This window comes from Nakamurella flava (genome assembly GCF_005298075.1).
In the GTDB taxonomy this organism is placed as follows: domain Bacteria; phylum Actinomycetota; class Actinomycetes; order Mycobacteriales; family Nakamurellaceae; genus Nakamurella; species Nakamurella flava.
In genome coordinates, this window is sequence record NZ_SZZH01000002.1 from 126,077 (window position 1) to 146,617 (window position 20,541).

The 20,541-nt window shown below is 72.6% G+C and carries 21 protein-coding genes; 15 read left to right on the forward strand and 6 right to left on the reverse strand.

Features of this window, described 5'->3' with window-relative positions:
• Window positions 1-35: 35 nt before the first annotated feature.
• Complete coding sequence (locus FDO65_RS11655) at window positions 36-1,499, forward strand: NAD-dependent succinate-semialdehyde dehydrogenase (protein ID WP_137449891.1); 1,464 nt, start codon at window positions 36-38, stop codon at window positions 1,497-1,499.
• 90 nt (window positions 1,500-1,589) lie between these two features.
• Here FDO65_RS11655 and FDO65_RS11660 read toward each other — a convergent pair whose 3' ends face one another.
• Entirely contained in the window at window positions 1,590-1,958 is a 369-nt protein-coding gene (locus tag FDO65_RS11660) for a WhiB family transcriptional regulator (RefSeq protein ID WP_137449892.1), read from the reverse strand.
• A gap of 212 nt (window positions 1,959-2,170) precedes the next feature.
• On the opposite strand from FDO65_RS11660, the gene FDO65_RS11665 reads away from it, so the two are divergent.
• Together FDO65_RS11665 and FDO65_RS11670 are read left to right on the forward strand one after the other, a co-directional pair.
• A complete protein-coding gene (locus FDO65_RS11665) occupies window positions 2,171-3,397 on the forward strand; it encodes an aminotransferase family protein (RefSeq protein WP_137449924.1) in 1,227 nt (408 codons plus the stop codon).
• Window positions 3,397-4,290 (forward strand): NAD-dependent epimerase/dehydratase family protein, encoded by an 894-nt coding sequence (locus FDO65_RS11670; protein ID WP_137449893.1) that lies wholly within the window; start codon window positions 3,397-3,399, stop codon window positions 4,288-4,290. The genes FDO65_RS11665 and FDO65_RS11670 overlap by 1 nt, the downstream gene beginning before the upstream one ends.
• 4 nt (window positions 4,291-4,294) lie before the next feature.
• On the opposite strand, the gene FDO65_RS11675 is transcribed toward FDO65_RS11670, so the two are convergent.
• On the reverse strand, window positions 4,295-5,104 hold the full coding sequence (locus FDO65_RS11675) for a siderophore-interacting protein (RefSeq protein WP_205849992.1): 810 nt from the start codon (window positions 5,102-5,104) through the stop codon (window positions 4,295-4,297).
• A gap of 114 nt (window positions 5,105-5,218) precedes the next feature.
• On the opposite strand from FDO65_RS11675, the gene FDO65_RS11680 reads away from it, so the two are divergent.
• The 4 genes from FDO65_RS11680 to FDO65_RS11695 are packed head-to-tail and all read left to right on the forward strand — an operon-like array spanning window position 5,219 to window position 8,983.
• Complete coding sequence (locus FDO65_RS11680; protein ID WP_137449895.1) at window positions 5,219-6,118, forward strand: ABC transporter ATP-binding protein; 900 nt, start codon at window positions 5,219-5,221, stop codon at window positions 6,116-6,118.
• Window positions 6,115-7,758 carry an ABC transporter permease gene (locus tag FDO65_RS11685; RefSeq protein ID WP_137449896.1) on the forward strand — a complete coding sequence of 548 codons (1,644 nt, stop codon included), beginning with the start codon at window positions 6,115-6,117 and terminating at the stop codon, window positions 7,756-7,758. The genes FDO65_RS11680 and FDO65_RS11685 overlap by 4 nt, the downstream gene beginning before the upstream one ends.
• Window positions 7,759-7,802: 44 nt before the next feature.
• Window positions 7,803-8,213 carry a nitroreductase/quinone reductase family protein gene (locus FDO65_RS11690; RefSeq protein WP_137449897.1) on the forward strand — a complete coding sequence of 137 codons (411 nt, stop codon included), beginning with the start codon at window positions 7,803-7,805 and terminating at the stop codon, window positions 8,211-8,213.
• Between the two features lie 50 nt (window positions 8,214-8,263).
• The gene (locus FDO65_RS11695; RefSeq protein WP_137449898.1) at window positions 8,264-8,983 is read left to right on the forward strand and encodes an SDR family oxidoreductase; all 720 of its coding nucleotides are present in this window, start codon (window positions 8,264-8,266) and stop codon (window positions 8,981-8,983) included.
• Between the two features lie 7 nt (window positions 8,984-8,990).
• Here the strand turns inward: FDO65_RS11695 and FDO65_RS11700 are convergent, their stop codons facing one another.
• Entirely contained in the window at window positions 8,991-9,437 is a 447-nt protein-coding gene (locus FDO65_RS11700; RefSeq protein WP_137449899.1) for a protein-tyrosine phosphatase family protein, read from the reverse strand.
• Between the two features lie 58 nt (window positions 9,438-9,495).
• Complete coding sequence (locus FDO65_RS11705) at window positions 9,496-10,503, reverse strand: ADP-ribosylglycohydrolase family protein (protein WP_137449900.1); 1,008 nt, start codon at window positions 10,501-10,503, stop codon at window positions 9,496-9,498.
• A gap of 66 nt (window positions 10,504-10,569) precedes the next feature.
• On the opposite strand from FDO65_RS11705, the gene FDO65_RS11710 reads away from it, so the two are divergent.
• The 6 genes from FDO65_RS11710 to FDO65_RS11735 all read left to right on the forward strand — a co-directional run bounded on the left by FDO65_RS11710 (window position 10,570) and on the right by FDO65_RS11735 (window position 15,685).
• Window positions 10,570-11,388, forward strand: coding sequence for an SDR family oxidoreductase (locus tag FDO65_RS11710; RefSeq protein WP_137449901.1), 819 nt, complete (start codon window positions 10,570-10,572; stop codon window positions 11,386-11,388).
• A gap of 75 nt (window positions 11,389-11,463) precedes the next feature.
• Window positions 11,464-11,874, forward strand: a complete 411-nt coding sequence (locus FDO65_RS11715) for a TOBE domain-containing protein (protein ID WP_137449902.1) — start codon at window positions 11,464-11,466, stop codon at window positions 11,872-11,874.
• Window positions 11,871-12,707, forward strand: coding sequence for a molybdate ABC transporter substrate-binding protein (gene modA / locus FDO65_RS11720; RefSeq protein ID WP_137449903.1), 837 nt, complete (start codon window positions 11,871-11,873; stop codon window positions 12,705-12,707). Before FDO65_RS11715 ends, modA begins: the two co-directional genes overlap by 4 nt.
• The gene (locus FDO65_RS11725; RefSeq protein ID WP_137449904.1) at window positions 12,704-13,555 is read left to right on the forward strand and encodes an ABC transporter permease; all 852 of its coding nucleotides are present in this window, start codon (window positions 12,704-12,706) and stop codon (window positions 13,553-13,555) included. The genes modA and FDO65_RS11725 overlap by 4 nt, the downstream gene beginning before the upstream one ends.
• Window positions 13,552-14,637: a sulfate/molybdate ABC transporter ATP-binding protein gene (locus FDO65_RS11730; RefSeq protein ID WP_137449905.1), complete on the forward strand. Its 1,086-nt coding sequence runs from the start codon at window positions 13,552-13,554 to the stop codon at window positions 14,635-14,637. Before FDO65_RS11725 ends, FDO65_RS11730 begins: the two co-directional genes overlap by 4 nt.
• Window positions 14,638-14,686: 49 nt before the next feature.
• The gene (locus FDO65_RS11735; protein WP_137449906.1) at window positions 14,687-15,685 is read left to right on the forward strand and encodes a D-cysteine desulfhydrase family protein; all 999 of its coding nucleotides are present in this window, start codon (window positions 14,687-14,689) and stop codon (window positions 15,683-15,685) included.
• Window positions 15,686-15,885: 200 nt separating this feature from the next.
• Here the strand turns inward: FDO65_RS11735 and glpK are convergent, their stop codons facing one another.
• Window positions 15,886-17,394 carry a glycerol kinase GlpK gene (gene glpK / locus FDO65_RS11740; RefSeq protein WP_137449907.1) on the reverse strand — a complete coding sequence of 503 codons (1,509 nt, stop codon included), beginning with the start codon at window positions 17,392-17,394 and terminating at the stop codon, window positions 15,886-15,888.
• Window positions 17,391-18,164: an IclR family transcriptional regulator gene (locus FDO65_RS11745; protein ID WP_137449908.1), complete on the reverse strand. Its 774-nt coding sequence runs from the start codon at window positions 18,162-18,164 to the stop codon at window positions 17,391-17,393. Before FDO65_RS11745 ends, glpK begins: the two co-directional genes overlap by 4 nt.
• A 282-nt stretch (window positions 18,165-18,446) precedes the next feature.
• On the opposite strand from FDO65_RS11745, the gene FDO65_RS11750 reads away from it, so the two are divergent.
• Together FDO65_RS11750 and FDO65_RS11755 are read left to right on the forward strand one after the other, a co-directional pair.
• Window positions 18,447-20,165, forward strand: a complete 1,719-nt coding sequence (locus tag FDO65_RS11750) for a glycerol-3-phosphate dehydrogenase/oxidase (RefSeq protein ID WP_137449909.1) — start codon at window positions 18,447-18,449, stop codon at window positions 20,163-20,165.
• Between the two features lie 159 nt (window positions 20,166-20,324).
• Window positions 20,325-20,541: FGGY family carbohydrate kinase (locus tag FDO65_RS11755; RefSeq protein WP_240757567.1), on the forward strand; the 217-nt coding region annotated here is incomplete at its 3' end.

The following is a 20,541-nucleotide window of genomic DNA, read 5'->3' on the forward strand; positions in this document are numbered from 1 at the left end:
GCCCCACTGCATCGTCTTCGAGAGGATCTGCCCTCATGGGTGTTTCGCAGGACCGCATCGACCAGGTACTGGCCGCCGTCCCCACCGGCCTGCTGATCGGTGGCCGGTGGATCGACACCGACGCCACCATCAAGGTCGAGAACCCGGCGACCGGTGAGGTTCTCACCCAGGTCGCGGACGCCTCCCCGGAGCAGGGCATCGCCGCCCTGGACGCCGCGGTGGCCGCCGGTGCCGAGTGGGCCGCCACGGACCCGCGGGCCCGCGGTGAGGTCTTGCGCAAGGCCTTCGACCTGGTCACCGAGCGGGCCGAGGACATCGCCCTGCTGATGACGCTGGAGATGGGCAAGCCGCTGGCCGAGGCCCGCGGCGAGGTCACCTACGGCGGCGAGTTCCTGCGCTGGTTCTCCGAGGAGGCCGTCCGCATCTCGGGGCGGTACTCCGTCGCCCCGTCCGGCGGCACCCGGCTGCTGACCATGAAGCAGCCGGTCGGCCCGGTCTACGCGATCACCCCGTGGAACTTCCCGCTGGCCATGGGCACCCGCAAGCTCGGCCCGGCCCTGGCCGCCGGTTGCCCCGTCGTGGTCAAGCCGGCCGCCCAGACCCCGCTCACCACCCTGGCTCTCGCGGCCATCCTCATGGAGGCCGGTCTGCCGGACGGCGTCGTCAACGTCATCACCACCTCGCAGTCCGGGGCGGTGTCCGGGCCGATCATCGCCGACCCGCGGCTGCGCAAGCTGACGTTCACCGGGTCCACCCCGGTCGGGCAGAAGCTCATCGAGCAGTCCGCCCAGAACGTGCTCAAGGTGTCGATGGAACTCGGCGGCAACGCCCCGTTCCTGGTGTTCGGCGACGCCGACCTCGACGCCGCCGTCGACGGGGCGATGCTGGCCAAGATGCGCAACATCGGCGAGGCCTGCACCGCGGCCAACCGGTTCATCGTGCACCGCAGCGTCGCCGACGAGTTCGCCGCCAAGCTCGCCGAGAAGATGGGCGCGATGACCATCGGCCGCGGCTGGGACGACGGGGTGCAGGTCGGTCCGCTGGTCGACGCCAAGGCCGTCGAGAAGGTCACCGAACTCGTCACCGACGCCACCGACCAGGGCGCGACCGTCCTCACCGGGGGCAAGGCCGTCGACGGGCCGGGCTACTTCTACCCGCCGACCGTGCTCACCGGGGTGCCCACGTCGGCCAAGGTGTTCCGCGAGGAGATCTTCGGGCCGGTCGCCCCGATCATCACCTTCGACACCGACGACGAGGGCATCGCCCTGGCCAACGACACCGAGTACGGCCTGGTCGCCTACGCCTTCACCCGCGACGTCACGCGGGCGCTGACCGTGGCCGAACGGCTGGAGACCGGCATGGTCGGCCTCAACCAGGGCATCGTCTCCAACCCGGCCGCCCCGTTCGGCGGGGTCAAGGCCTCCGGCCTGGGCCGTGAGGGCGGCGCCGAGGGCATCGACGAGTACCTCGAGACCAAGTACGTCGGCATCAAGCTGTAGGACCGATCCGGGCTGTCGGCACGTACTGCGCCCGGCCGGTTCCGGGCACCCCCGAACGGGCCCGGAGCCGGCCGGACGGGTCTGCGGCGCTCAGGCGCGGACCGCTCCGGCCGCGATCGGGCGATCGCCGGTCGCGGCGGAACCGAGACGAACCGGGCGCTGGACCGGGCCCGGATACTGCAGGGACCGGACGCCGAGGATGCCGGCGCGTTCGTTCTCGGACAGTCCGCCCCAGACCCCGTACGGCTCCCGGGTGGACAGGGCGTGCCGCCGACAGGCCGACAGCACCGGGCACTGCGCGCACACGGCCTTGGCGCGTTCGATGCGGCGCTCCCGGCTCCGGCTGCGCTCCTGGGACGGGTGGTAGAACGCCGTGACGTCGGCGCCGCGACAGGCGGCGCGCAGCTGCCAGTCCCAGTGGTCGGTGGTGGGCGGCGGGAGTCGATCGTGATCGGGCATCGGACGCGTCCTTGCGTTGATGGTGGCGGTGGGTCGCTCTTCGGGGGTTCATGGGTATCAACCCGGCCGGTCGGGTACCGCCTTGCGTGCATAGTGATCACCGCCCGGTCGAGGCGTGGGTGCACGGCACTACCCTCGGTCCCGGGCGCCGCATCGACGCCCCCGGTGGAGAGAAGGTTGATGTGGGCGCGCTCTGGCACGGCTTCGCGAACATGGCCGACGTGCAGGAACGGGGGCAGTTCGTCCTCACCCGTGGCGCGGGGTCGCAGGTGTGGGACGCCGAGGGCAAGCGGTACCTCGACGCCACCGCGGGGCTCTGGTTCGCCAACGTCGGGCACGGCCGCACCGAGATCGCCGAGGCGGTCGCCCATCAGCTCGGCACCCTGGCCCACTACTCGGGCTTCGGCAACTACACCGCCGATGTCACCGTCGCCCTGGCCGAGCGGCTGGCTGCCATCGCCCCGGTACCGGACAGCAAGATCTTCTTCACCTCGGGCGGTTCGGACTCGATCGAGACCGCCGCCAAGCTGGCCCGGCGGTACTGGATCGAGCGGGGGCAACCCGAGCGCACCTTGCTGGTCGCCCGCGACAAGGCCTACCACGGCATGCATGTCGCCGGAACGGCGCTGGCCGGCATCCCCGGTAACCACGACGGGTACGGCGATCTCATGCCGGACGCCGTCACCTCGATCCCCTGGGATCAGGGCAAGGCCCTGCTCGAGGTCATCGAGCAGCACGGCGCCCACCGGATCGCCGCGTTCTTCTGCGAGCCGGTCATCGGCGCCGGTGGCGTCTACCCGCCGCCGGAGGGGTATCTGGCCGAGGTCCGCCAGATCTGCCGGGACCACGACATCCTGTTCGTCGCCGACGAGGTCATCACCGGTTTCGGTCGCATCGGCGGAGAATGGTTCGCCTCCACCAAGTTCGGTCTGCAGCCCGATCTGATGACCACGGCGAAGGGCCTGACGTCCGGGTACGTGCCGATGGGTGCGGTCTTCGTCGCCCCGCACGTCGCCGAACCGTTCTTCACTCCGGGCGGCTCGACCTGGTGGCGGCACGGTTACACCTACGGCGGACACGCCGGAGCGGCTGCGGCGGCCATGGCCAACCTCGACATCATCGAGCGCGAGAACCTGCTGGGCGCCGCCGACCACCTCGCCCATCAGCTGCACCACCGCCTGGCACCGCTGGCCGAGCACAGCGAGGTCGTCGAGGTGCGCAGCGGCACCGGCGCCGTCGCCGCGGTCCAGTTGGCCGACGCCCCGACGGCTCTGGGCCTGGTCCCGGTCCTGCGCCGGCACGGCATCGCGACCCGCGCGGTCGGCGCCGGCGGCATCCAGGTCTCCCCCGCGTTCGTGATGACGGACGCCGAGCTCGATGAGGTCGTGCACGGCATCACCGCCGCACTGGACGACGCCGCGCAGGCAGGTGGCTGCTGATGCCCGCGACCGTGGTGGTGGTCGGGGCCAATGGTCTGGTCGGCTCCCAGGTCTGCCTCGCCCTGCGGGAGCGCGGCGCCGACGTGCACGGGGTGGTCCGCCGGGCCGGCACGGCACCCGACGGGATCGACGAGGTGGTGGGCGACTTCACCGACCCGGAGTTCGCCGCGCAGGCCGTCGCCGGAGCCGACGCGGTGGTGACGACGGTGCACCCGATGGGCTCCGATCGGGGCACCCAGGAGCAGGTCGGGGTGATCGGCACCGCGACGCTGGCCCGGGCCGCCGCCGCGGCCGGGGTCGACCGGCTGGTGCACCTGTCGACGGCCGCGGTCTACGACCGGTCGCCCTCTGCGGGGGACGTGTCCGAGACGTCGGCGCTAGTCGGCGACGACGCCAACGACTACGCCGTCACCAAGCGGGACACCGAAGCCGCGGTGGCCGAGGTCGACGGCATCACCCGCGTCCTGCTGCGACCGCCGGCGATCCTCGGCCCCGGTCCGACGTCGGTCTGGAACACGCTGCGGCCGGCCGGGATGCGGGACGACGAGGCGAACCGCCACGCCGCGGCGGACGGGTCGTGGCCGTGGGTGCACGTCACCGATCTGGCCGCGCTGGCCGCCGACATCGCGGTCGGGGCCATCGCCGCGTCGACCGACCCCGAGCGAGGTCCGGTCGAGGGTGGCTGCACCCCGGTCAGCGTCGTGGCCGGCACCGATCGGCAGCGCGACTACTTCCAGACCGTGGCCGATGCCGTGGGGGTCGACCCGGTCTGGGACGACCGCCCGGCCTGGACCGGGCAGCTGCGGGGCGACCGGGCCCGGGCGTGGGGGTGGACACCGCGGGTGGACCTGGACGCCGCCCTGGACGAGCTGCGGACCGGGCTCGGCGGGTAGCGCGTCAGGCCGGCTGGGCCTCGCGGCGGGCCAGTTCCGACTTCCACTCGCGGAACGCCTCCTCGGTGCGGCCCTGCCGCCAGTAGCCGGAGATCGACACCTGCGACCGGTCCAGGCCCCGCTCCCGCAGCAGGTGTGGGCGGATCCGGTGCATGATCTCCTGCGCCTCGCCGTGGGCGAAGACGTGCACCCGGCCGGGGAGCCAGGGCAGGCTCCGTACCGCCGTGTCGAGCAGGCCATCGCCGTGATCCGGGCTCTCGGATCGGTAGTACCAGGTCACGGTGGCACCTGCCGGAAGGGGCAGATCCAGCTCGTGGCCGGGTTTCTCGACGAGGAGGAAGACCCGCGCCGTGGCCGAGGCCGGCAGGTCGGCCAGCGCGGCGGTGATGGCCGGGATGGCCGTCTCGTCGCCGACGAGCAGGTGCCAGTCGGCCGTGGGGTCCGGTCGATAGGCACCGTTGGGACCGTTGACCAGCAGCCGGTCGCCCGGCCGGGCCGCCGCCGCCCAGGGCCCGGCGACACCGTGGTCACCGTGCACGACGAAGTCGATGGCCACGGTGCCGGCGGCCACGTTGGGAAAGAGCGCCGTGTAGGTGCGGACGACGGGCATGTCCTCGGGCGGGAAGACGCCGCGCAGCGCCCGGAAGTCCAACGGTTCGGGATAGACGACACCGGGCTGGGGGAAGACGAGCTTGACGTAGCGGTCGGTGTCGAACGAGTCGGCGAACGCGGACAGGTCGTCGCTGTGGAAGTGCACGCGGCGCAGGCTCGGGCTGAGCTGCTCGGTGCGCGTCACGGTCAGGTGGGTCGCCATCGCTACTCCTCGGGTCGCCACCATGGTGCCACAGAACTAAGGCAACCCTCACCTAATCTCGGCATCCCTTCGTGCCGCTGCCGGACCTGCCGTCGAGGGTTACAGTGCGGATTCATGGCTGCCGCCATCGACATCCGTCATCTGCAGAAGCGTTTCGGGTCCGTCGTCGCGCTCGACGGACTCGACCTGACGGTCACCGCGGGCGAGGTGCATGGCTTCCTCGGCCCGAACGGCTCCGGCAAGTCGACCACTATCCGGGTGCTGCTCGGACTGCTCCGTCCCACTGCCGGGCAGGTGCGCCTGCTGGGTCGGGACCCGTTCCGGGACGCCGTCGACCTGCACCGGCGGCTGGCGTACGTCCCCGGTGACGTGGCACTGTGGCCGACGCTCACCGGCGGCGAGACCATCGACCTGCTCGGCCGGCTGCGCGGCGGGCTCGATCGGCGGCGCCGCGACGAGTTGCTGCAGCGGTTCGACCTGGACCCGACCCGCCGCTGCCGCACCTACTCCAAGGGTAACCGGCAGAAGGTCGCCCTGATCGCCGCGCTGGCCGCCGACGTCGAACTACTGGTGCTGGACGAGCCCACCTCCGGTCTGGATCCGCTGATGGAGCAGGTGTTCCGTGAGGAGATCACCGCCCAGAAGGCCCGCGGCCGAACGGTTCTGCTCTCCAGTCACATCCTCAGCGAGGTCGAGGCCCTGTGCGACCGGGTCGGCATCGTGCGGTCCGGCCGCATCATCGAGTCCGGGACGCTCGCCGAACTGCGACACCTCACCCGGACCGCCGTCCTGGCCGAGGTGGCCGAACCGGGCCGGGTCGGTGCGCTCACCGCGGCCGACGGGGTGCACGACCTGCAGGTGGACGGTCATCGCGTCCGGGCGGCGGTGGACAGCGACCGGATCGGCACCGTGATGGCGGTCCTGACCGGGGCGGGTCTGCGCTCGCTCGCGTGCACACCGCCGACGCTGGAGGAGTTGTTCCTGCGCCACTACACCGCGGACGACGTCCGATGAGCGCGGCAGTGTCCCTACGGCCGGCCCGGCACCGGGCGCACGCCCGCCGATTCGCCGGTCTCCCGGCGCTGTTCCGGCTCGCTCTGCGGCGCGATCGCGTGCTCATCGTGGCGGGCGCGCTGGCGGTCACCGCGCTGGTCGCCGCGAGCGCCGTCGCCCTCGCCGGCCTGTACCCGGACGTGGCGTCGCGGCGGGCGTTCGCCGCGTCCGTCGATGCCACTCCGGCGTTCCTGGCCCTCACTGGGCCGGTGTTCGACGGGTCGACCGTCGGCGGGCTGACCGCCTGGCGGTCCGTCGCCACCGCGGTGGTGATTCTCGGACTGCTGTCCACCGTCATCGTCGTCCGGCACACGCGGCAGGACGAGGAGACCGGTCGTCAGGATCTGGTGCTGTCGTCGGCGGTCGACCGGGGCAGCCCGCTGGCGGTCGCCGCCCTCGCCGCCGCCGTCCTGAACGGATCGGCCGCCGTCCTGATCGCCGCCGTGATGATCGCGCGGGGCCAGGCGGTGACCGGCTCGGTGCTGCTCGGATCGGCCATCGGCGGCGTTGGCCTGGTCTTCGCCGGGTCGGCCGCCGTCGTCGCCCAGCTGGTGGTCGCCGCGCGGACCGCCACCGGCCTGGGCTGCGCGCTGGTCGGGCTGGGCTTCGTCGTGCGGGCGGTCGGCGACAGCTCCCCCGGGCTGTCCTGGGTGTCCTGGTGGTCACCGATCGGCTGGGCCCAGCAGGTGCAGGCATTCGCGGCCGATCGCTGGTGGATGATCGGGATCCTCCTTCTGACGGCGGTTCTCGCCTTCGCGGTCGCCCGGGCCCTCGACGCTCGTCGCGACGTCGGCGCCGGGGTGGTCGCACCGTCGACGGGACGGTCCACCGCCGCGGCGGGGTTGCGCGGCCCGGCCTCACTGGCCACCCGGCTGCAGCGCGGTTCCCTCCTCGGCTGGACCGCCACGTTCGTCGTGCTGGGCGGGGTCTACGGCGCAGCGACCAGCGGCGTGGACGAGCTCATCAGCGGAACCCCGGCGCTGGCCGACACGATCCGGCGGTTGGGTGGCGCCGCCCAGATCACCGTCGCTTTCCTGACGGCCACGGTCACCATCCTGGCCATCGTCGCGGCGGCTTTCGGGGTCAGCACGGTGCTGCGACTGCGCGGCGAGGAGACCGCAGGGCGGGCCGAGATGCTGCTGGCCACGGCGACGTCCCGCTCACGGGTGATGGCACCCGCGCTGGGGCTGGCCGTGATCGGAGCCGGCGTCCTGCTGACGGTGGGCAGTACCGTCGCCGCCCTGGTGGCCGGGGCGGTCGCCGGCTCGGGGACGACGGCGTCGGACGTCCTCCGCCCCGTGGTGCGCACCGCAGCGGCCGAGATCCCGGCGGCGATCGTCGTCGTGGCCCTCGCGGCGGTGCTGCTGGGGTGGCTGCCCCGGGCCACCGGGGCCGCCTGGGGCGTGCTGGCCGCGGTCGGCCTGCTCGGACTGATCGGGCCGTCACTGGGCTGGCCGACCGCCGTGCTGGACGTGTCCCCGTTCCACGCGCTGGGATCTGAGGCGGCACTGGGCGGGCTCGCGTTCTGGGCGACCACGATCATCGCCGTCGGGTTGCTGACCGCCGGCTGGTGGGGGTGGAATCGGCGCGACATCGGCTGAGCGACAAGGCCGGCCGGGGCACCCAGGAAGAGCAGGATGGCGGCATGAGTGACTTCAACCAGTCGGTCATCGACACGTTCCGCAGTCACGGCGGGGTGGTCCCCCAGTTCGGTCGCGCCCTGGTGCTGCTGCACCACCGCGGCGCGCGGTCGGGTGTGGAGCGGGTCAGCCCACTGGCGGCCATCGGTGACGGCGACGCCTGGCTGATCGCGGCGTCCAAGGCCGGCGCGCCGGATCATCCGGCCTGGTTCCACAACCTGCTCGCCCACCCGGATGTCGAGATCGAGATCCCGGACGCCGACACCGTGTCGACCGTGCCGGTGCGCGCCGTCCGGCTCCACGGAGCCGACCGGGACGCGGCCTGGCAGCGGTTCACGGCGATGTCGGCGGGCTTCGCCGAGTACGAACGCAAGACCACCCGCGTCATCCCGGTCTTCAGGCTGGAGCGCCGCTGACCGACCGGGAACCACCTTGACGTCAGCCGTGAGCGGCGTTGACTACCGGTATGACGACAGCACACGGCGAAGCGGGTTCGACCGCTCACTCCGTCCTGCTCATCGGGGCGTCCCGCGGTCTCGGTCTGGCTCTGGCCACCGAGTTCTGCCGGCGCGGCGCGGACGTGACCGCCACCATCCGTTCCCACGGCGCCCAGGCACTGCAGGACGCCACCCGGGGAGCACCCGGGCACCTGCAGATCGAACACGTCGACACCACCGACGACGGGCAGATCAGGGCTCTGGCCGACCGGCTGGCCGGACGGACCTTCGACCTGCTGCTGATCAACGCCGGCACCACCCACGACCAGAGCCTCACCGCGGCAACGATTCCCGCCGACGAGTTCGCCCGCGTCATGATCACCAACGCCCTGGCCCCGCTGCGCCTGCTGGACGCTCTCGACGACGTCGTCGCCCCGGACGGGACGATCGCGGTGATGTCGTCGGGCCAGGGCAGCGTGGCCGGCAACCGTGGCGGCGGGTGGGAGCTGTACCGGGCGAGCAAGGCCGCGCTCAACCAGCTGATGCGCAGCTACGCCGCCCGCCAACCCCATCCCGACCGGACGCTGCTGCTCCTCGCACCGGGGTGGGTGCGGACCGACCTGGGCGGCGAGGGCGCCTCGTCCAGTGTCGACGAGGCCATCCCGCCACTGGTCGACACCGTCGAGGCGCAGCGGCACCGGCGGGGGCTGCAGTTCCTCGACCGCAACGGACGGCCGGTGCCCTGGTGACGAGCGCCTAGCACTCTCCGTCGTTCCCGAGCACGGCACGGTGCACGAAACGTCGTTGCCAGGGGGTCTCCACCGCCCGCGGTCGGTAGTGGGTCCGCACCCAGGCCACCGCCTGACTCGCCGGCACCCCGGCGTGCCGGGCCAGAACGGCCAGAGCCGTCCCGGTGCGTCCGGTCCCGCCGTCGCAGGCGATCTCGACCCTCTGGTCCGCCGCACGCTCGAACGCCTCGCCGAGCGCCGCGAGCGCGTCGCCCGGTGACGCCGGCAGCCAGAAGTCGGGCCAGCGAACCCATCTCTGCTCCCAGCCCGGTTCCCGATGAGGACGCGTGGTCAGGTAGACACCGAACTCCGGAAGCTGATCCGACGGCGGGCCCGCGCGCAGTCCGCGTCCCCGAACGCGCCGCCCGTCGGGTAGGACGACGACACCCGCCGCCCCCTCCTGCCATCCGCCCATCTGGTCAACCTGCCGCCAGGGCGGGGAACGGGCAAGCCGGTCGACGGGCCGGTGACGATCAGCGGGCGGGCGGCGGCGCGGTGACGATCCGCCGGCTGAGCTCGACCAGGTCGCCGGCCCGCTGCCCCGGCCAGCCGTGCACCGCGTCGGTCCAGTGGGCCGGGAACGTCGACGCACCCCATCGCGCTCCCAGCAGGGAACCGGCGATCGCGGCCACCGTGTCGGTGTCGTCACCGATCCGGACGGCGGCGTGCAGGGCTTCGACCGGTCCGGCGATCGGGGTGCCGACGACGGCGGCGACCGCTGCCTGCAGGGCGGTGACGGTGAACCCGTTGGGGGTGAAGCGCGCGCCCGGGACCGGCCCGTCGATGGCTCCGGTGGCCTCGTCGAGCCAGGTCCGCCACTGGCCCCGGGCCTCGGCCCCGATCAGGTCCAGGCCGGCGGTCACGTCCAGGCGAGCCTCCACCACGGCGACCCGGACCGCTTCGCACCACAGCACGCACGACTGCACCGCGAGCGGGTCGGCGTGCGTCAGCAGGGCAACGTCCCGGGCCAGACCGGCCAGCGCGTCCCGGTCGTCGAGGTGGGCCAGTGCGACCACCCCCGTGCGCATGAGGGCGCCGTTGCCGGCCGAGTGCGGGTGGCGGGCGGCGTGCGCGGCGGCCTCCTGCGTCATGACCGCGCCCACTCCGGGCTCGCCCGGGCCGACGAAGCGGCGGGTGGCGGCCAGCACGGCGGCGGTCTGGTTGCCGATGTCGGCCGGTCCGTCGTCGAACCAGCGCAGGAACCCGGCGGCGATCGCGTCCAGGGTCCGCGTCCGGTCACCGCGACCGGCGACGACGCCCTCGGCGACGGCGACGGCCATCGCGGTGTCGTCGCTCCATTCGCCCGGCGAGAAGTCGCCGAGACCGCCGCCCAGCATGGCCGCGTGCTCGCTCGGCCCCGGCGGGGTCGCGAACTCGTACGGCACCCCCAGGGCATCCCCGCAGGCCTGACCGAGCAGCACCCCCGCCGCCCGATCGGCCCGCCCGTCGTCGGTCACGTCACGGGGCTGCTGGTTCGTCATCCCGCCATCGTGCAAGGCCGAGCCGGCCACGTCGAACCACGACCGCCGGCGGGCGATCATGGAGCCATGAGCACAGCCATCGTCACGGGAACCTCCAGCGGTATCGGCCTGCACACGGCCGTCGGCCTCGCCCAGGCCGGGCACCAGGTCATCGCCACCGTCCGCGATCCCGCGCGGGCCGACGCCCTGCGGGCCGCGGCCGAGGCGGCCGACGTGCGGCTCGACATCCAGGCGCTGGACGTCACCGATGCCGCCGGCGCGCAGGCCCTCGTCGAGGCGGCCGGGCCGGTCGACATCCTCGTCAACAACGCGGGGCGCGGCGCCGTCGGCACCCTGGAACAACTCAGCGACGCCGACCTGCAGGCCCAGTTGGACACCAACTACCTGTCGGTGGCCCGCCTCACCCGGCTCGTCCTGCCGGGGATGCGGGAACGGGGTCACGGCCGGATCGTCACGATCACCAGCGTGGGCGGGGTGGTCGGCCAGCCATTCGCGGACGCCTACTGCGGAGCGAAGTTCGCCGTCGAGGGCCTGATGCAGTCGCTCGCCCCCGTCGTCGCGCCGTTCGGTGTGCAGGTGAGCATCGTCGAACCGGCCGCCGTCGCGTCGTCCTTCGTCGGCTCCGTCGACCACAGCCCCGCCGGCCCGTACGCCGAGCTCCAACAGGCCTACCTCGACCGCGCGGGCGCCTCGTTCGCCACCGCCCAGCAGCCCGCCGACGCCGCGCGGGTGGTCGTCGAGGCGGCCACGACCCCCGAGCCGCGGTTCCGGTGGCAGACCTCGGAGGCGGCCGTCCGCTTCGCCGGCCTGTCCCTGGCCGATCTCGACGGCTCCCGCGTGCTGGCCGCGACCTCGACCTGGGTGCAGCCGAGCAGCGGATCCTGATCGCTCCCTCGCGTAGCAGCAGACGCGGCGGCATTGATTCTCTGCGTCCGCGGATGCGGCGCTATGGTTCATCCCATGTCTCAATTTCTGATCCGCGAGGCCGCCGAGCTGCTGGGTGTCAGTGACGACACGGTCCGTCGGTGGGTCGACAGCGGAGCGCTGCCGGCCGCCAGGAACGACGGGGGCCGCAAGGTCATCGACGGGGCCGAGCTGGCCGCGTTCTCCCGGGAGCACGCGGCCCGCGCCGCACGGGACCCGTCCGGGGTGGGCCGGTCGGCCCGCAACCGGTTCGTCGGTCTGGTGACCCGGGTGATCGCGGACGGGGTGATGGCGCAGGTCGAGATGCAGTGCGGTCCGCACACCGTGGTGTCGCTGATGAGCAGCGAGGCGGTCCGGGATCTGGAACTGGAACCGGGCCGGCTGGCCGTCGCCGTCATCAAGGCGACCACGGTCATCGTCGAAACCCCGGGAGGTCTGCCGTCATGAGTCGTCCGCCGTCCACGCGGCTCGGCCGCGGGGTGCTGGCCGCCGGTGCGGCGGTCGGTCTCGCCGTCCTGACCGCCTGCGGCTCCGGCGGGTCCACCGCCGCCCCGGCCGGCACCCCGGCGACCTCCGTCGTCTCCGCGCAACCGGCCGATGCCGGTGGCACGCTCACCGTGTTCGCCGCGGCCTCGTTGAAGGGCTCGTTCACCGCCCTCGGCGAGACGTTCGAGGAGCAGAACCCGGGCACGACGGTGACGTTCAACTTCGCCGGCTCCTCCGATCTGGTCACCCAACTCACCGCCGGCGCCCCGGCGGACGTCTTCGCCTCGGCCGATCAGAACAACATGCGCAAGGCCACCGACGCCGGGGTGATCTCCGGTAGCCCGGTGGACTTCGCCAGCAACACGCTGACCATCGTCACCGCGCCCGGGAACCCGCGGGGCATCAGCGGTCTCGCGGATCTGACCAGGCCCGACCTGCAGGTCGTGGTGTGCGCGCCGCAGGTGCCGTGTGGCTCGGCGACCGAAAAGCTCGAGAAGAGCACGACCGTCACGCTGACCCCGGTCAGCGAGGAGTCGTCGGTGACGGACGTGCTGAACAAAGTGCAGACCGGGCAGGCCGACGCCGGCCTGGTCTACGTCACCGACGCGCGCGGCGCCGGCGACAAGGTCACCGCGGTCGCGGTGCCCGAGGCCTCGTCGGTGGTCAACGTCTACCCCATCGCCACCCTGACCGCCGCGGCCCAGCCCGAGTTGGCCACGGAGTTCGTCGCGCTGGTCACCGGGTCGGACGGGCGGAAGGTGTTGTCGGACGCCGGGTTCCAGCCGGCGCCATGACCACGTCTTCGCAGGCGGCCAGGCCGGGTCCAGGGACGACGTCCCGTCGACGGACCCGGCCGGCCGCCGGTTCCGGGCTGCCGGCCTGGGTCTTTTTGCCGGCCGCGGTCGGCGGGCTGTTCGTGCTCCTCCCGCTGGTGGCCATGGTCGCCCGCGTCCAGTGGTCGCAGTTCTGGACGTTGATCTCCTCGGAGTCCTCGCTGGCGGCGCTGCGGCTCAGCCTGCAGACCTCGGCGGCCAGCACCGTGCTGTGCGTGCTGCTCGGCACGCCGATGGCTCTGGTGCTGGCCCGCGGACACTTCCCCGGGTTGCGTCTGGCCCGATCGCTGGTCCTGCTGCCCCTGGTGCTGCCGCCGGTGGTCGGCGGGATCGCCCTCATCTACACCTTCGGCCGACAGGGCCTGCTCGGCAGTTCCCTCGAGGCCCTCGGCCTGCGCATCGCCTTCACCACCACCGCCGTCGTCATCGCCCAGACCTTCGTCGCGCTGCCGTTTCTCGTGCTCAGCCTGGAGGGAGCGCTGCGCACCGCGGGCGAACGCTACGAGGCCGTCGCCGCCACCCTCGGCGCCCGGCCGACCACCGTGCTGCGTCGGGTGACCCTGCCGCTCGTGCTGCCGGGCCTGTTCTCCGGCGCCGTACTGGCCTTCGCCCGATCCCTCGGCGAGTTCGGCGCCACCCTGACGTTCGCCGGCAGCCTGCAGGGGGTGACCCGGACGCTGCCGCTGGAGATCTACCTGCAGCGGGAGAGCGACGCCGACGCCGCGGTGGCGCTTTCCCTGGTGCTGGTGGTCGTCGCCGTGCTGATCGTGCTGGCCACCCGCAGCCGTGCCTCGTCGGGCGCCCTGTGAGCGGGTCCGGCTCGCTCGAGATCACTGCGACCGTCGTCGACCGGGACGTGTCGGTCGAGCTGGCCGTGCCGGCCGGACAGGTGGTGGCGGTACTCGGTGCCAACGGGGCCGGCAAGTCGACCCTGCTCGGGTTGCTCGCCGGGCAACTCCGCCCCGACCACGGCCGGATCACGGTGGACGGGACTGTTCTCGTCGACACCGACCACCGGACATGGGTGCCGGCCCACCGCCGTCGGATCGGGCTGCTCGCCCAGCAGGCCCTGCTCTTCCCGCACCTCACCGCCGCGGCGAATGTCGCGTTCGGACCCCGCAGCCAGGGCCGTGGACGAACCGACGCCCGGCGGGTGGCCGAGCACTGGCTGACCGCCGTCGACGCCGGGCAGTACGCCGACCGGACCCCGGATCAGCTGTCCGGCGGGCAGGCCCAACGGATCGCCATCGCCCGGGCCCTGGCCGCCGACCCACAAGTCCTGCTGCTCGACGAACCGATGGCCGCCCTCGACGTCGCCGTCGCGCCGGCCATCCGGCAACTCCTGCGCCGGGTGCTGGCACAGACGCCGCGGACCACGCTGCTCGTCACCCACGACCTCATCGACGCCCTCACCCTCGCCGACCGGACCGTCGTCGTCGAGGCCGGACGCATCGTCGAGGACGGCCCCACCCGCTCCGTCCTGGCCGCGCCCCGATCGGCCTTCACCGCGCGCATCGCCGGGGTGAATCTCGTCGCCGGGACCTGGACGGGACAACACCTCATCACCGGCGGGGGTGTCGCCGTCCACGGCACCGCCGACCCGGCCTGCCGGCCGGGAGATGCTGCGGTGGCGGTCTTCTCACCGGTCGCCGTCGCCGTCTACGAGGACGACCCGGGCGGCAGCCCCCGCAACCACCTCCCCGCGGTGGTCACCGAACTGGAACCGCGGGGCGAGACCGTGCGCGTCCACACCGCCCCCTTCCCCGGCACCAGCGGCCTGCTCGCGGACATCACCGTCGCCGCCGCAGCCGATCTGCATCTGCAACCCGGCGACCGGGTGCGCATCGCGTTCAAGGCCACCGCCGTGACCGTCCACCCCGCTGCCCGCTGACTCACTGCCGCGCAGCGGGAATGCCTTACCCCGGGGCGAGAATGGCCCCATGTCGAACTCGACGGACGCACTGGGATCCCTGGCCTTCCTGCCCACCCCGCTCCACCCGCTGGACCGGTTGACCCGCGAGCTGGCGGTGCCCGGTCTGCGGCTGTGGATCAAGCGGGACGACCAGACCGGGCTCGCGGGGGGCGGCAACAAGGCCCGCAAGCTGACGCTGCTGGTCGCCGACGCCCTCGCCCGCGGGGCCGACACGCTCGTGACGGCCGGCGCTGTGCAGTCCAACCACGCCCGCCAGACGGCGGCGGCGGCCGCCGCCGCCGGACTGCGGGCGGAGCTGATCCTGGCCCAGGAGCGGACCGAGGACGACTATCTGCACTCCGGGAACGTCCTGCTCGACGCGATCCTCGGCGCCACCATCCACCGGGTCGCGGCCGGCACCGACCTCCGGGCGGCCAGCGAGGACCTGGCGACCCGCCTGCGCGCGGAGGGCCGGCACCCCTACGTCGTCCCGGTGGGTGGGTCGAACCCGCTCGGCGCGCTCAGCTACGCCCACTGCGCCGCGGAGATCAGCCAGGACGCCGAGCGCCTGGGCGTCGCGTTCCGCACCCTGGTGCTGGCCACCGGAAGCGGCGGCACGCAGGCCGGACTGATCGCCGGGTACCGCGACGATCCCCGGGCGCCCGATGTCCTCGGGGTCTGCGTGTCGGTCCCCACTCCGGCACAGCTGGCCAAGGTCCATCCGTTGATCGCCCCGACACTGGCTCTGCTCGGCAGGTCCGGGGATGTCGACGCTTCCGCGGTGCGGCTCGACGATCGGTTCATCGGCCCCGGATACGGCGTCCCGACGACCGACATGCTCGACGCCGTCCGGCTTGTCGCCCGCACGGAGGGCGTACTGCTCGACCCGGTCTACACCGGGAAGGCGATGGCCGGTCTGATCGCCCTGGCCCGGGAAGGCGTCCTCGGCGGGGACGTGCTGTTCCTGCACACCGGGGGCAGCGCCGGGCTCTTCGGCTACCGGGGCGTCTTCCAGCCGGCCGGTTGACCACACCCGGGCGATCCCTCTCAGGTGGGTGCCTGCGAGCCACCCTGTTGTAGCCCGCAGACACCACCCTCGGCGTCACGACCCCCCGTCGTGGCGCTGTGACAGGGACGGCGACCGCGGCGGCCCATCACGACAGTCGCCGCCAGATCACCCATCTGGCCCAGCGCGCGGGGGGCGAGCGTCGTGCCACGGCCGCGGCATCACCCCGGACGCTGGCTCCACAACCGGGTCACCGCGATGGCGTGCCGCCAGTGCGCCAGCTCACGGGCCCGCCGGTCGGCCGGCATGGCCGGGACCCACTCGCCGGCCTTGCGCCAGAAGTCCCGCAGCGCCTGCCGGTCCGACCAGTAGCCGACGGCCAACCCGGCCGCGTAGGCCGCACCGAGGGCGACGGTCTCGGCCATCATCGGCCGCACGACCGGCATGTCGAGGTAGTCGGCGATGGTCTGCATAAGGAGGTTGTTACTCGTCATCCCGCCGTCGACGGCCAGGGACCGCGCGGCCACCCCGGCATCGGCGTTCATCGCGTCCATCACGTCGTGGGTCTGCCAGGCCGTCGCCTCCAGCACCGCCCGGGCGATGTGCCCCTTGGTGACGAACGAGGTCAGCCCGACCAGCAGTCCCTGGGCGTCGTTGTCCCAGTAGGGCGCGAAGAGCCCGGAGAACGCGGGAACCAGGTAGCAGCCGCCGTTGTCGGCCACCGACCGGGCCAGGGTCTCGATCTCCGCCGGCGACCGGATGAGACCCAGGTTGTCGCGGCACCACTGCACCAGACCCCCGGCCAGCGCGATCGAGCCCTCGAGGGCGTAGACGGCCGGTTCGCCGTCGACCTTGTGGGCGACGGTGGTGACCAGGCCATGCGTCGACCGCACCGCCTCCGTCCCGGTGTTGAGCAGCAGGAAACTGCCGGTGCCGAACGTGCACTTCGCCTCACCGGCATCGAAGGCGGTCTGCCCGAACAGCGACGCCTGCTGATCACCGATGAGCGCGCCGATGGGCACTCCGGGAAGGGGCTCGACGGTGGTCGCGACCGTGCCGATGGTCGAGACGATCCGCGGCAGCACCACTCTCGGGATGTCGAGGGCGCCCAGCAACTGCTCGTCCCAGTCGAGGGTGTCGAGGTTCATCAGCATCGTGCGGCTGGCGTTGGTCACGTCGGTGACATGCACGCCACCGTCGACTCCCCCGGAGAGGTTCCAGGTGATCCAGGTGTCCATCGTCCCGAACAGCAGGTCGCCGGCCGCCGCGGCGGCGGCCACCGCCGGGTCGCGGTCGAGCATCCACCGCAGTTTCGCGGCCGAGAAGTAGTTGGCCAGCGGCAGTCCCGTGCGGTGCTGCAGGTTCGCGGGGTCGATGCGGCCGGCGATGTCGGCCAGCAGGTCGTGGGTCCTGGTGTCCTGCCAGACGATGGCCCGGCCGACGGGGACGCCGGTGCGCCGGTTCCACAGCAGACACGTCTCCCGCTGGTTGGTCACGCCGAGGGCGACGACCTGGTCGGCGTCCACCCCGGCGTCGTCCAGGGCCTGCGGGACGACCCGCCGCACGATGGACCAGATCTCACCGGCGTCGTGTTCGACCCAGCCGGGTCGCGGGTAGTGCTGGTGGTGCTCGCGCTGAGCGATGGACACCATCCGGCCCTGCCGGTCGAACAGCATGCAGCGGGTCGACGTGGTGCCCTGGTCGAGCGCGGCGACGTAGGTGCGGCTCATCGTTCCCGTCCGTGACCGAGTTCGCGGGAGATGGCCCGACCGGTGTCGACCACCGCGTCGACCATGTCCGGGCGGGGCTTACCGCGTCCGTCGTACAGCCGGTCGATCAATCCCTCGATGCCGACCACGGCGACGACGTAGCCGCCCCGGTCGCGGATGGGGGCGGCCAGACCGGCGACGTCCGGGTCCACCTCGCCCAGCGCGCGCGCCCAGCCGAGGTCCCGCACGGCGGCGAGCTCCCGCTGCAACAGCACCCGATCGGTGATGGTCCGGTGGGTGTAGACCGGGAGCTCGGCCCGCAGGGCCCGGCGCGCGGCCCCCGGGTCGTGCGCCAACAGGACCTTGCCCAGTGCACTGGCGTGCAGCGGTACCTGCGCGCCAGTGGTCAGCACCTGGGTGCCCCCGCCGGCCCGGAAGACATGGTGGGCGACCTCCGCCCGCCCCCGGTAGTAGGTGGCCACCCGAGCGGACTCCCCGGTGCGGGCGGCCAGCGTGTCCGTCCAGTTCATGGCCCGCGACCGCAGCTCGTTGGGGTCGAACCGTTGACCGCGACCGACCTCGAACAGGTCGGACGCCACCTGGTACGGGCCGTTCGCCTCGGGTTGTTCGACAAAACCGACGTCGGCCAGCGTGCGCAGGATGCCGTGTGCGGTGGGCTTGGCCAGGCCCAGAGCCGACGCGATCTGGGCCAGGGCCAAGGGTTCGTCCTCGTCGGCCAGCAGCCGCAGGATGGCCGCCGCACGCTCGACCGACTGGACATTCCCCGGCACCGGCGCCGCCTTCCGCAGTCCGAACCCGTCGTCGTCCCGGCCGGGCGACCCCCAGCTCGGTCGTTCGACAATGCCGAACGCTTCCGATTGTAGGAGTCCGGAGCCGTCGATACGTTCGTTGCATCACGCACGACACCCCACCGGACGGCGGTGCGGACCGGGGTCGGATGTTCACGGGCTTTTCGATCGACACGGCCCGGTCGCGGCGCACGCGCCGACCGGCTGTCACCGCCGCTCGACGAGAGCGTGTCGATCAGGCTGATTCGAAGGGGAACAGCACACATGGCTTCGCAGAACTCCGTCCTCAACCCGACCACCCGCGCCCGTGCCCTCGACGAGATGGCGGCTCGCGAACTCGACGTCCTGGTCATCGGGGCGGGCGTCGTCGGCGCCGGCGCCGCCCTCGACGCCGCCAGCCGCGGCCTGACGGTCGGTCTGGTCGAGGCCCGGGACATGGCCTCCGGCACCTCCAGCCGCTCCTCCAAGCTCGTGCACGGCGGCCTGCGCTACCTCAAGCAGCTGAACTTCTCGCTGGTCTTCGAGGCCCTGCGCGAACGTTCGCTGATCCTCGACACCCTGTGCCCGCACCTGGCCCGGCCGGTCGAATTCGTCTACCCGCTGGAGCGACGCGGCATCGACCGCGGCTACGTCGGCCTCGGCATCGGCGTGTACGACGTCCTCGGCGCCGGCAAGGGTGTCCCGTCGCACCACAAGCACCTGAGCAAGCGCAAGACCCTCGAGTCCTTCCCCGGGGCCAAGCGCGGCGCCGTCCACGGCGGCATCAAGTTCTACGAGGGCCAGCTGGACGACGCCCGGCACACCATGATGATCGCTCGCACCGCCGCCGAGTACGGCGCGTACGTGGCCACCAGTGCTCGGGTCGTCGACCTGGTCCGGCAGGGCGAGCGCGTCGTCGGGGCCACCGTCCGCGACCTGGAGGCCGGCCGCGAGATCACCGTGCGGGCCAAGACCGTCGTCAACGCCACCGGTGTGTGGACCGACGACGTGCAGAAGATGGTGGGCAAGAGCGGGTTCCGCGTCCAGGCGTCCAAGGGCGTGCACATCGTCGTCCCGCGCGACCGCATCCAGAGCCGCACCGGTCTGATCACCGAGACCGAGAAGAGCCTGCTGTTCATCATCCCGTGCCCGTGGAGCGACGATTTCTGGGTCATCGGCACCACCGACACCCCGTGGGACCTCGACAAGGCCCACCCGGCCGCCAGCCAGGCCGACATCGACTACATCCTCGACCACGCCAACTCGCTGCTCGAGACGCCGCTCACCCGCGACGATGTCGTCGGCGTCTACGCCGGGCTGCGCCCGCTGCTGGCCGGCGAGTCCGACCAGACCAGCAAGCTGTCCCGCGAGCACGCCTGCGTCTCGCCGGTGCCTGGCCTGGTCATCATCGCCGGCGGCAAGTACACGACCTACCGTGTGATGGCCGAAGACGCCGTGAACGAGGCGGTCAAGCAGCTGCCCGGGAAGATCCCGGCCTCCTGCACCGACCGGGTGCCGCTGGTCGGGGCCGACGGCTACCAGGCCCTGTGGAACACCCGCGAGCGGATCGCCGAGCGCACCGGCCTGGACGTCGCCCGTGTCGAGCACCTGCTCGGCCGTTTCGGCAGCGACATCAGCGACCTGCTCGACCTCATCGAGCAGGACCCGTCGCTGGCCGAGCCGGTCGAGGGCGCGCCCAAGTACCTCAAGGCCGAGGTCGTCTACGCGGTCTCGTTCGAGGGCGCCCTGCACCTGGACGACATCCTGGCCCGCCGCCTGCGCGTCTCCATCGACACCTGGGATCGCGGCGAGGCCGCCGCCCCCGCGGTCGCGAAGCTGGTCGCCCCGCTGCTCGGCTGGGACGACGCCGCCGTCGATCGCGAGATCGAGCACTACCACCAGCGCGTCACCGCCGAGCGCGAGTCGCAGCTGCAGGTCGACGACATGACCGCCGACGCCGCCCGTCTCGGTGCGCCGGAGGTCCGGGTCGGCGTCTCCGCCTGACCCCCACCGACCACCCGGCCCGGTGCGGCCCTCGCCGCACCGGGCCGGGGGAACCATCCCCCCAGCTGATCCACCGCACCACCAGAGGTACTGCACCACCGGGGTTCTCGACGATCGAGACCACCGCTTCACCGTCGAAGCAGGGAAGGACCACTGTCCATGAGTGAGAAGTTCGTTGCCGCTATCGATCAGGGCACCACGTCGACTCGGGCGATGTTGTTCAACAAGGAGGGCCGGGTCGTTGCGGTCGCTCAGCGTGAGCATGAGCAGATCTTCCCGAAGGCGGGGTGGGTGGAGCACGATCCGGTCGAGATCTGGGAGAACACTCGGCTGGTCGCGGCGGATGCGTTGGCGAAGGCGGATCTGAACGAGTCCG

What these genes read in the sequence shown, in the direction of transcription:
- FDO65_RS11725 (WP_137449904.1), top strand. Translation starts at nt 12,704, where the DNA reads ATGACCACGTCTTCGCAGGCGGCCAGGCCGGGTCCAGGGACGACGTCC.
- FDO65_RS11670 (WP_137449893.1), top strand. Translation starts at nt 3,397, where the DNA reads ATGCCCGCGACCGTGGTGGTGGTCGGGGCCAATGGTCTGGTCGGCTCC.
- FDO65_RS11750 (WP_137449909.1), top strand. Translation starts at nt 18,447, where the DNA reads ATGGCTTCGCAGAACTCCGTCCTCAACCCGACCACCCGCGCCCGTGCC.
- FDO65_RS11665 (WP_137449924.1), top strand. Translation starts at nt 2,171, where the DNA reads ATGGCCGACGTGCAGGAACGGGGGCAGTTCGTCCTCACCCGTGGCGCG.
- FDO65_RS11705 (WP_137449900.1), bottom strand. Translation starts at nt 10,503, where the DNA reads ATGACGAACCAGCAGCCCCGTGACGTGACCGACGACGGGCGGGCCGAT.
- FDO65_RS11710 (WP_137449901.1), top strand. Translation starts at nt 10,570, where the DNA reads ATGAGCACAGCCATCGTCACGGGAACCTCCAGCGGTATCGGCCTGCAC.
- FDO65_RS11695 (WP_137449898.1), top strand. Translation starts at nt 8,264, where the DNA reads ATGACGACAGCACACGGCGAAGCGGGTTCGACCGCTCACTCCGTCCTG.
- FDO65_RS11680 (WP_137449895.1), top strand. Translation starts at nt 5,219, where the DNA reads ATGGCTGCCGCCATCGACATCCGTCATCTGCAGAAGCGTTTCGGGTCC.
- FDO65_RS11690 (WP_137449897.1), top strand. Translation starts at nt 7,803, where the DNA reads ATGAGTGACTTCAACCAGTCGGTCATCGACACGTTCCGCAGTCACGGC.
- FDO65_RS11660 (WP_137449892.1), bottom strand. Translation starts at nt 1,958, where the DNA reads ATGCCCGATCACGATCGACTCCCGCCGCCCACCACCGACCACTGGGAC.
- FDO65_RS11735 (WP_137449906.1), top strand. Translation starts at nt 14,687, where the DNA reads ATGTCGAACTCGACGGACGCACTGGGATCCCTGGCCTTCCTGCCCACC.
- FDO65_RS11700 (WP_137449899.1), bottom strand. Translation starts at nt 9,437, where the DNA reads ATGGGCGGATGGCAGGAGGGGGCGGCGGGTGTCGTCGTCCTACCCGAC.
- FDO65_RS11655 (WP_137449891.1), top strand. Translation starts at nt 36, where the DNA reads ATGGGTGTTTCGCAGGACCGCATCGACCAGGTACTGGCCGCCGTCCCC.
- FDO65_RS11685 (WP_137449896.1), top strand. Translation starts at nt 6,115, where the DNA reads ATGAGCGCGGCAGTGTCCCTACGGCCGGCCCGGCACCGGGCGCACGCC.
- FDO65_RS11675 (WP_205849992.1), bottom strand. Translation starts at nt 5,104, where the DNA reads ATGGCGACCCACCTGACCGTGACGCGCACCGAGCAGCTCAGCCCGAGC.
- FDO65_RS11715 (WP_137449902.1), top strand. Translation starts at nt 11,464, where the DNA reads ATGTCTCAATTTCTGATCCGCGAGGCCGCCGAGCTGCTGGGTGTCAGT.
- glpK (WP_137449907.1), bottom strand. Translation starts at nt 17,394, where the DNA reads ATGAGCCGCACCTACGTCGCCGCGCTCGACCAGGGCACCACGTCGACC.
- modA (WP_137449903.1), top strand. Translation starts at nt 11,871, where the DNA reads ATGAGTCGTCCGCCGTCCACGCGGCTCGGCCGCGGGGTGCTGGCCGCC.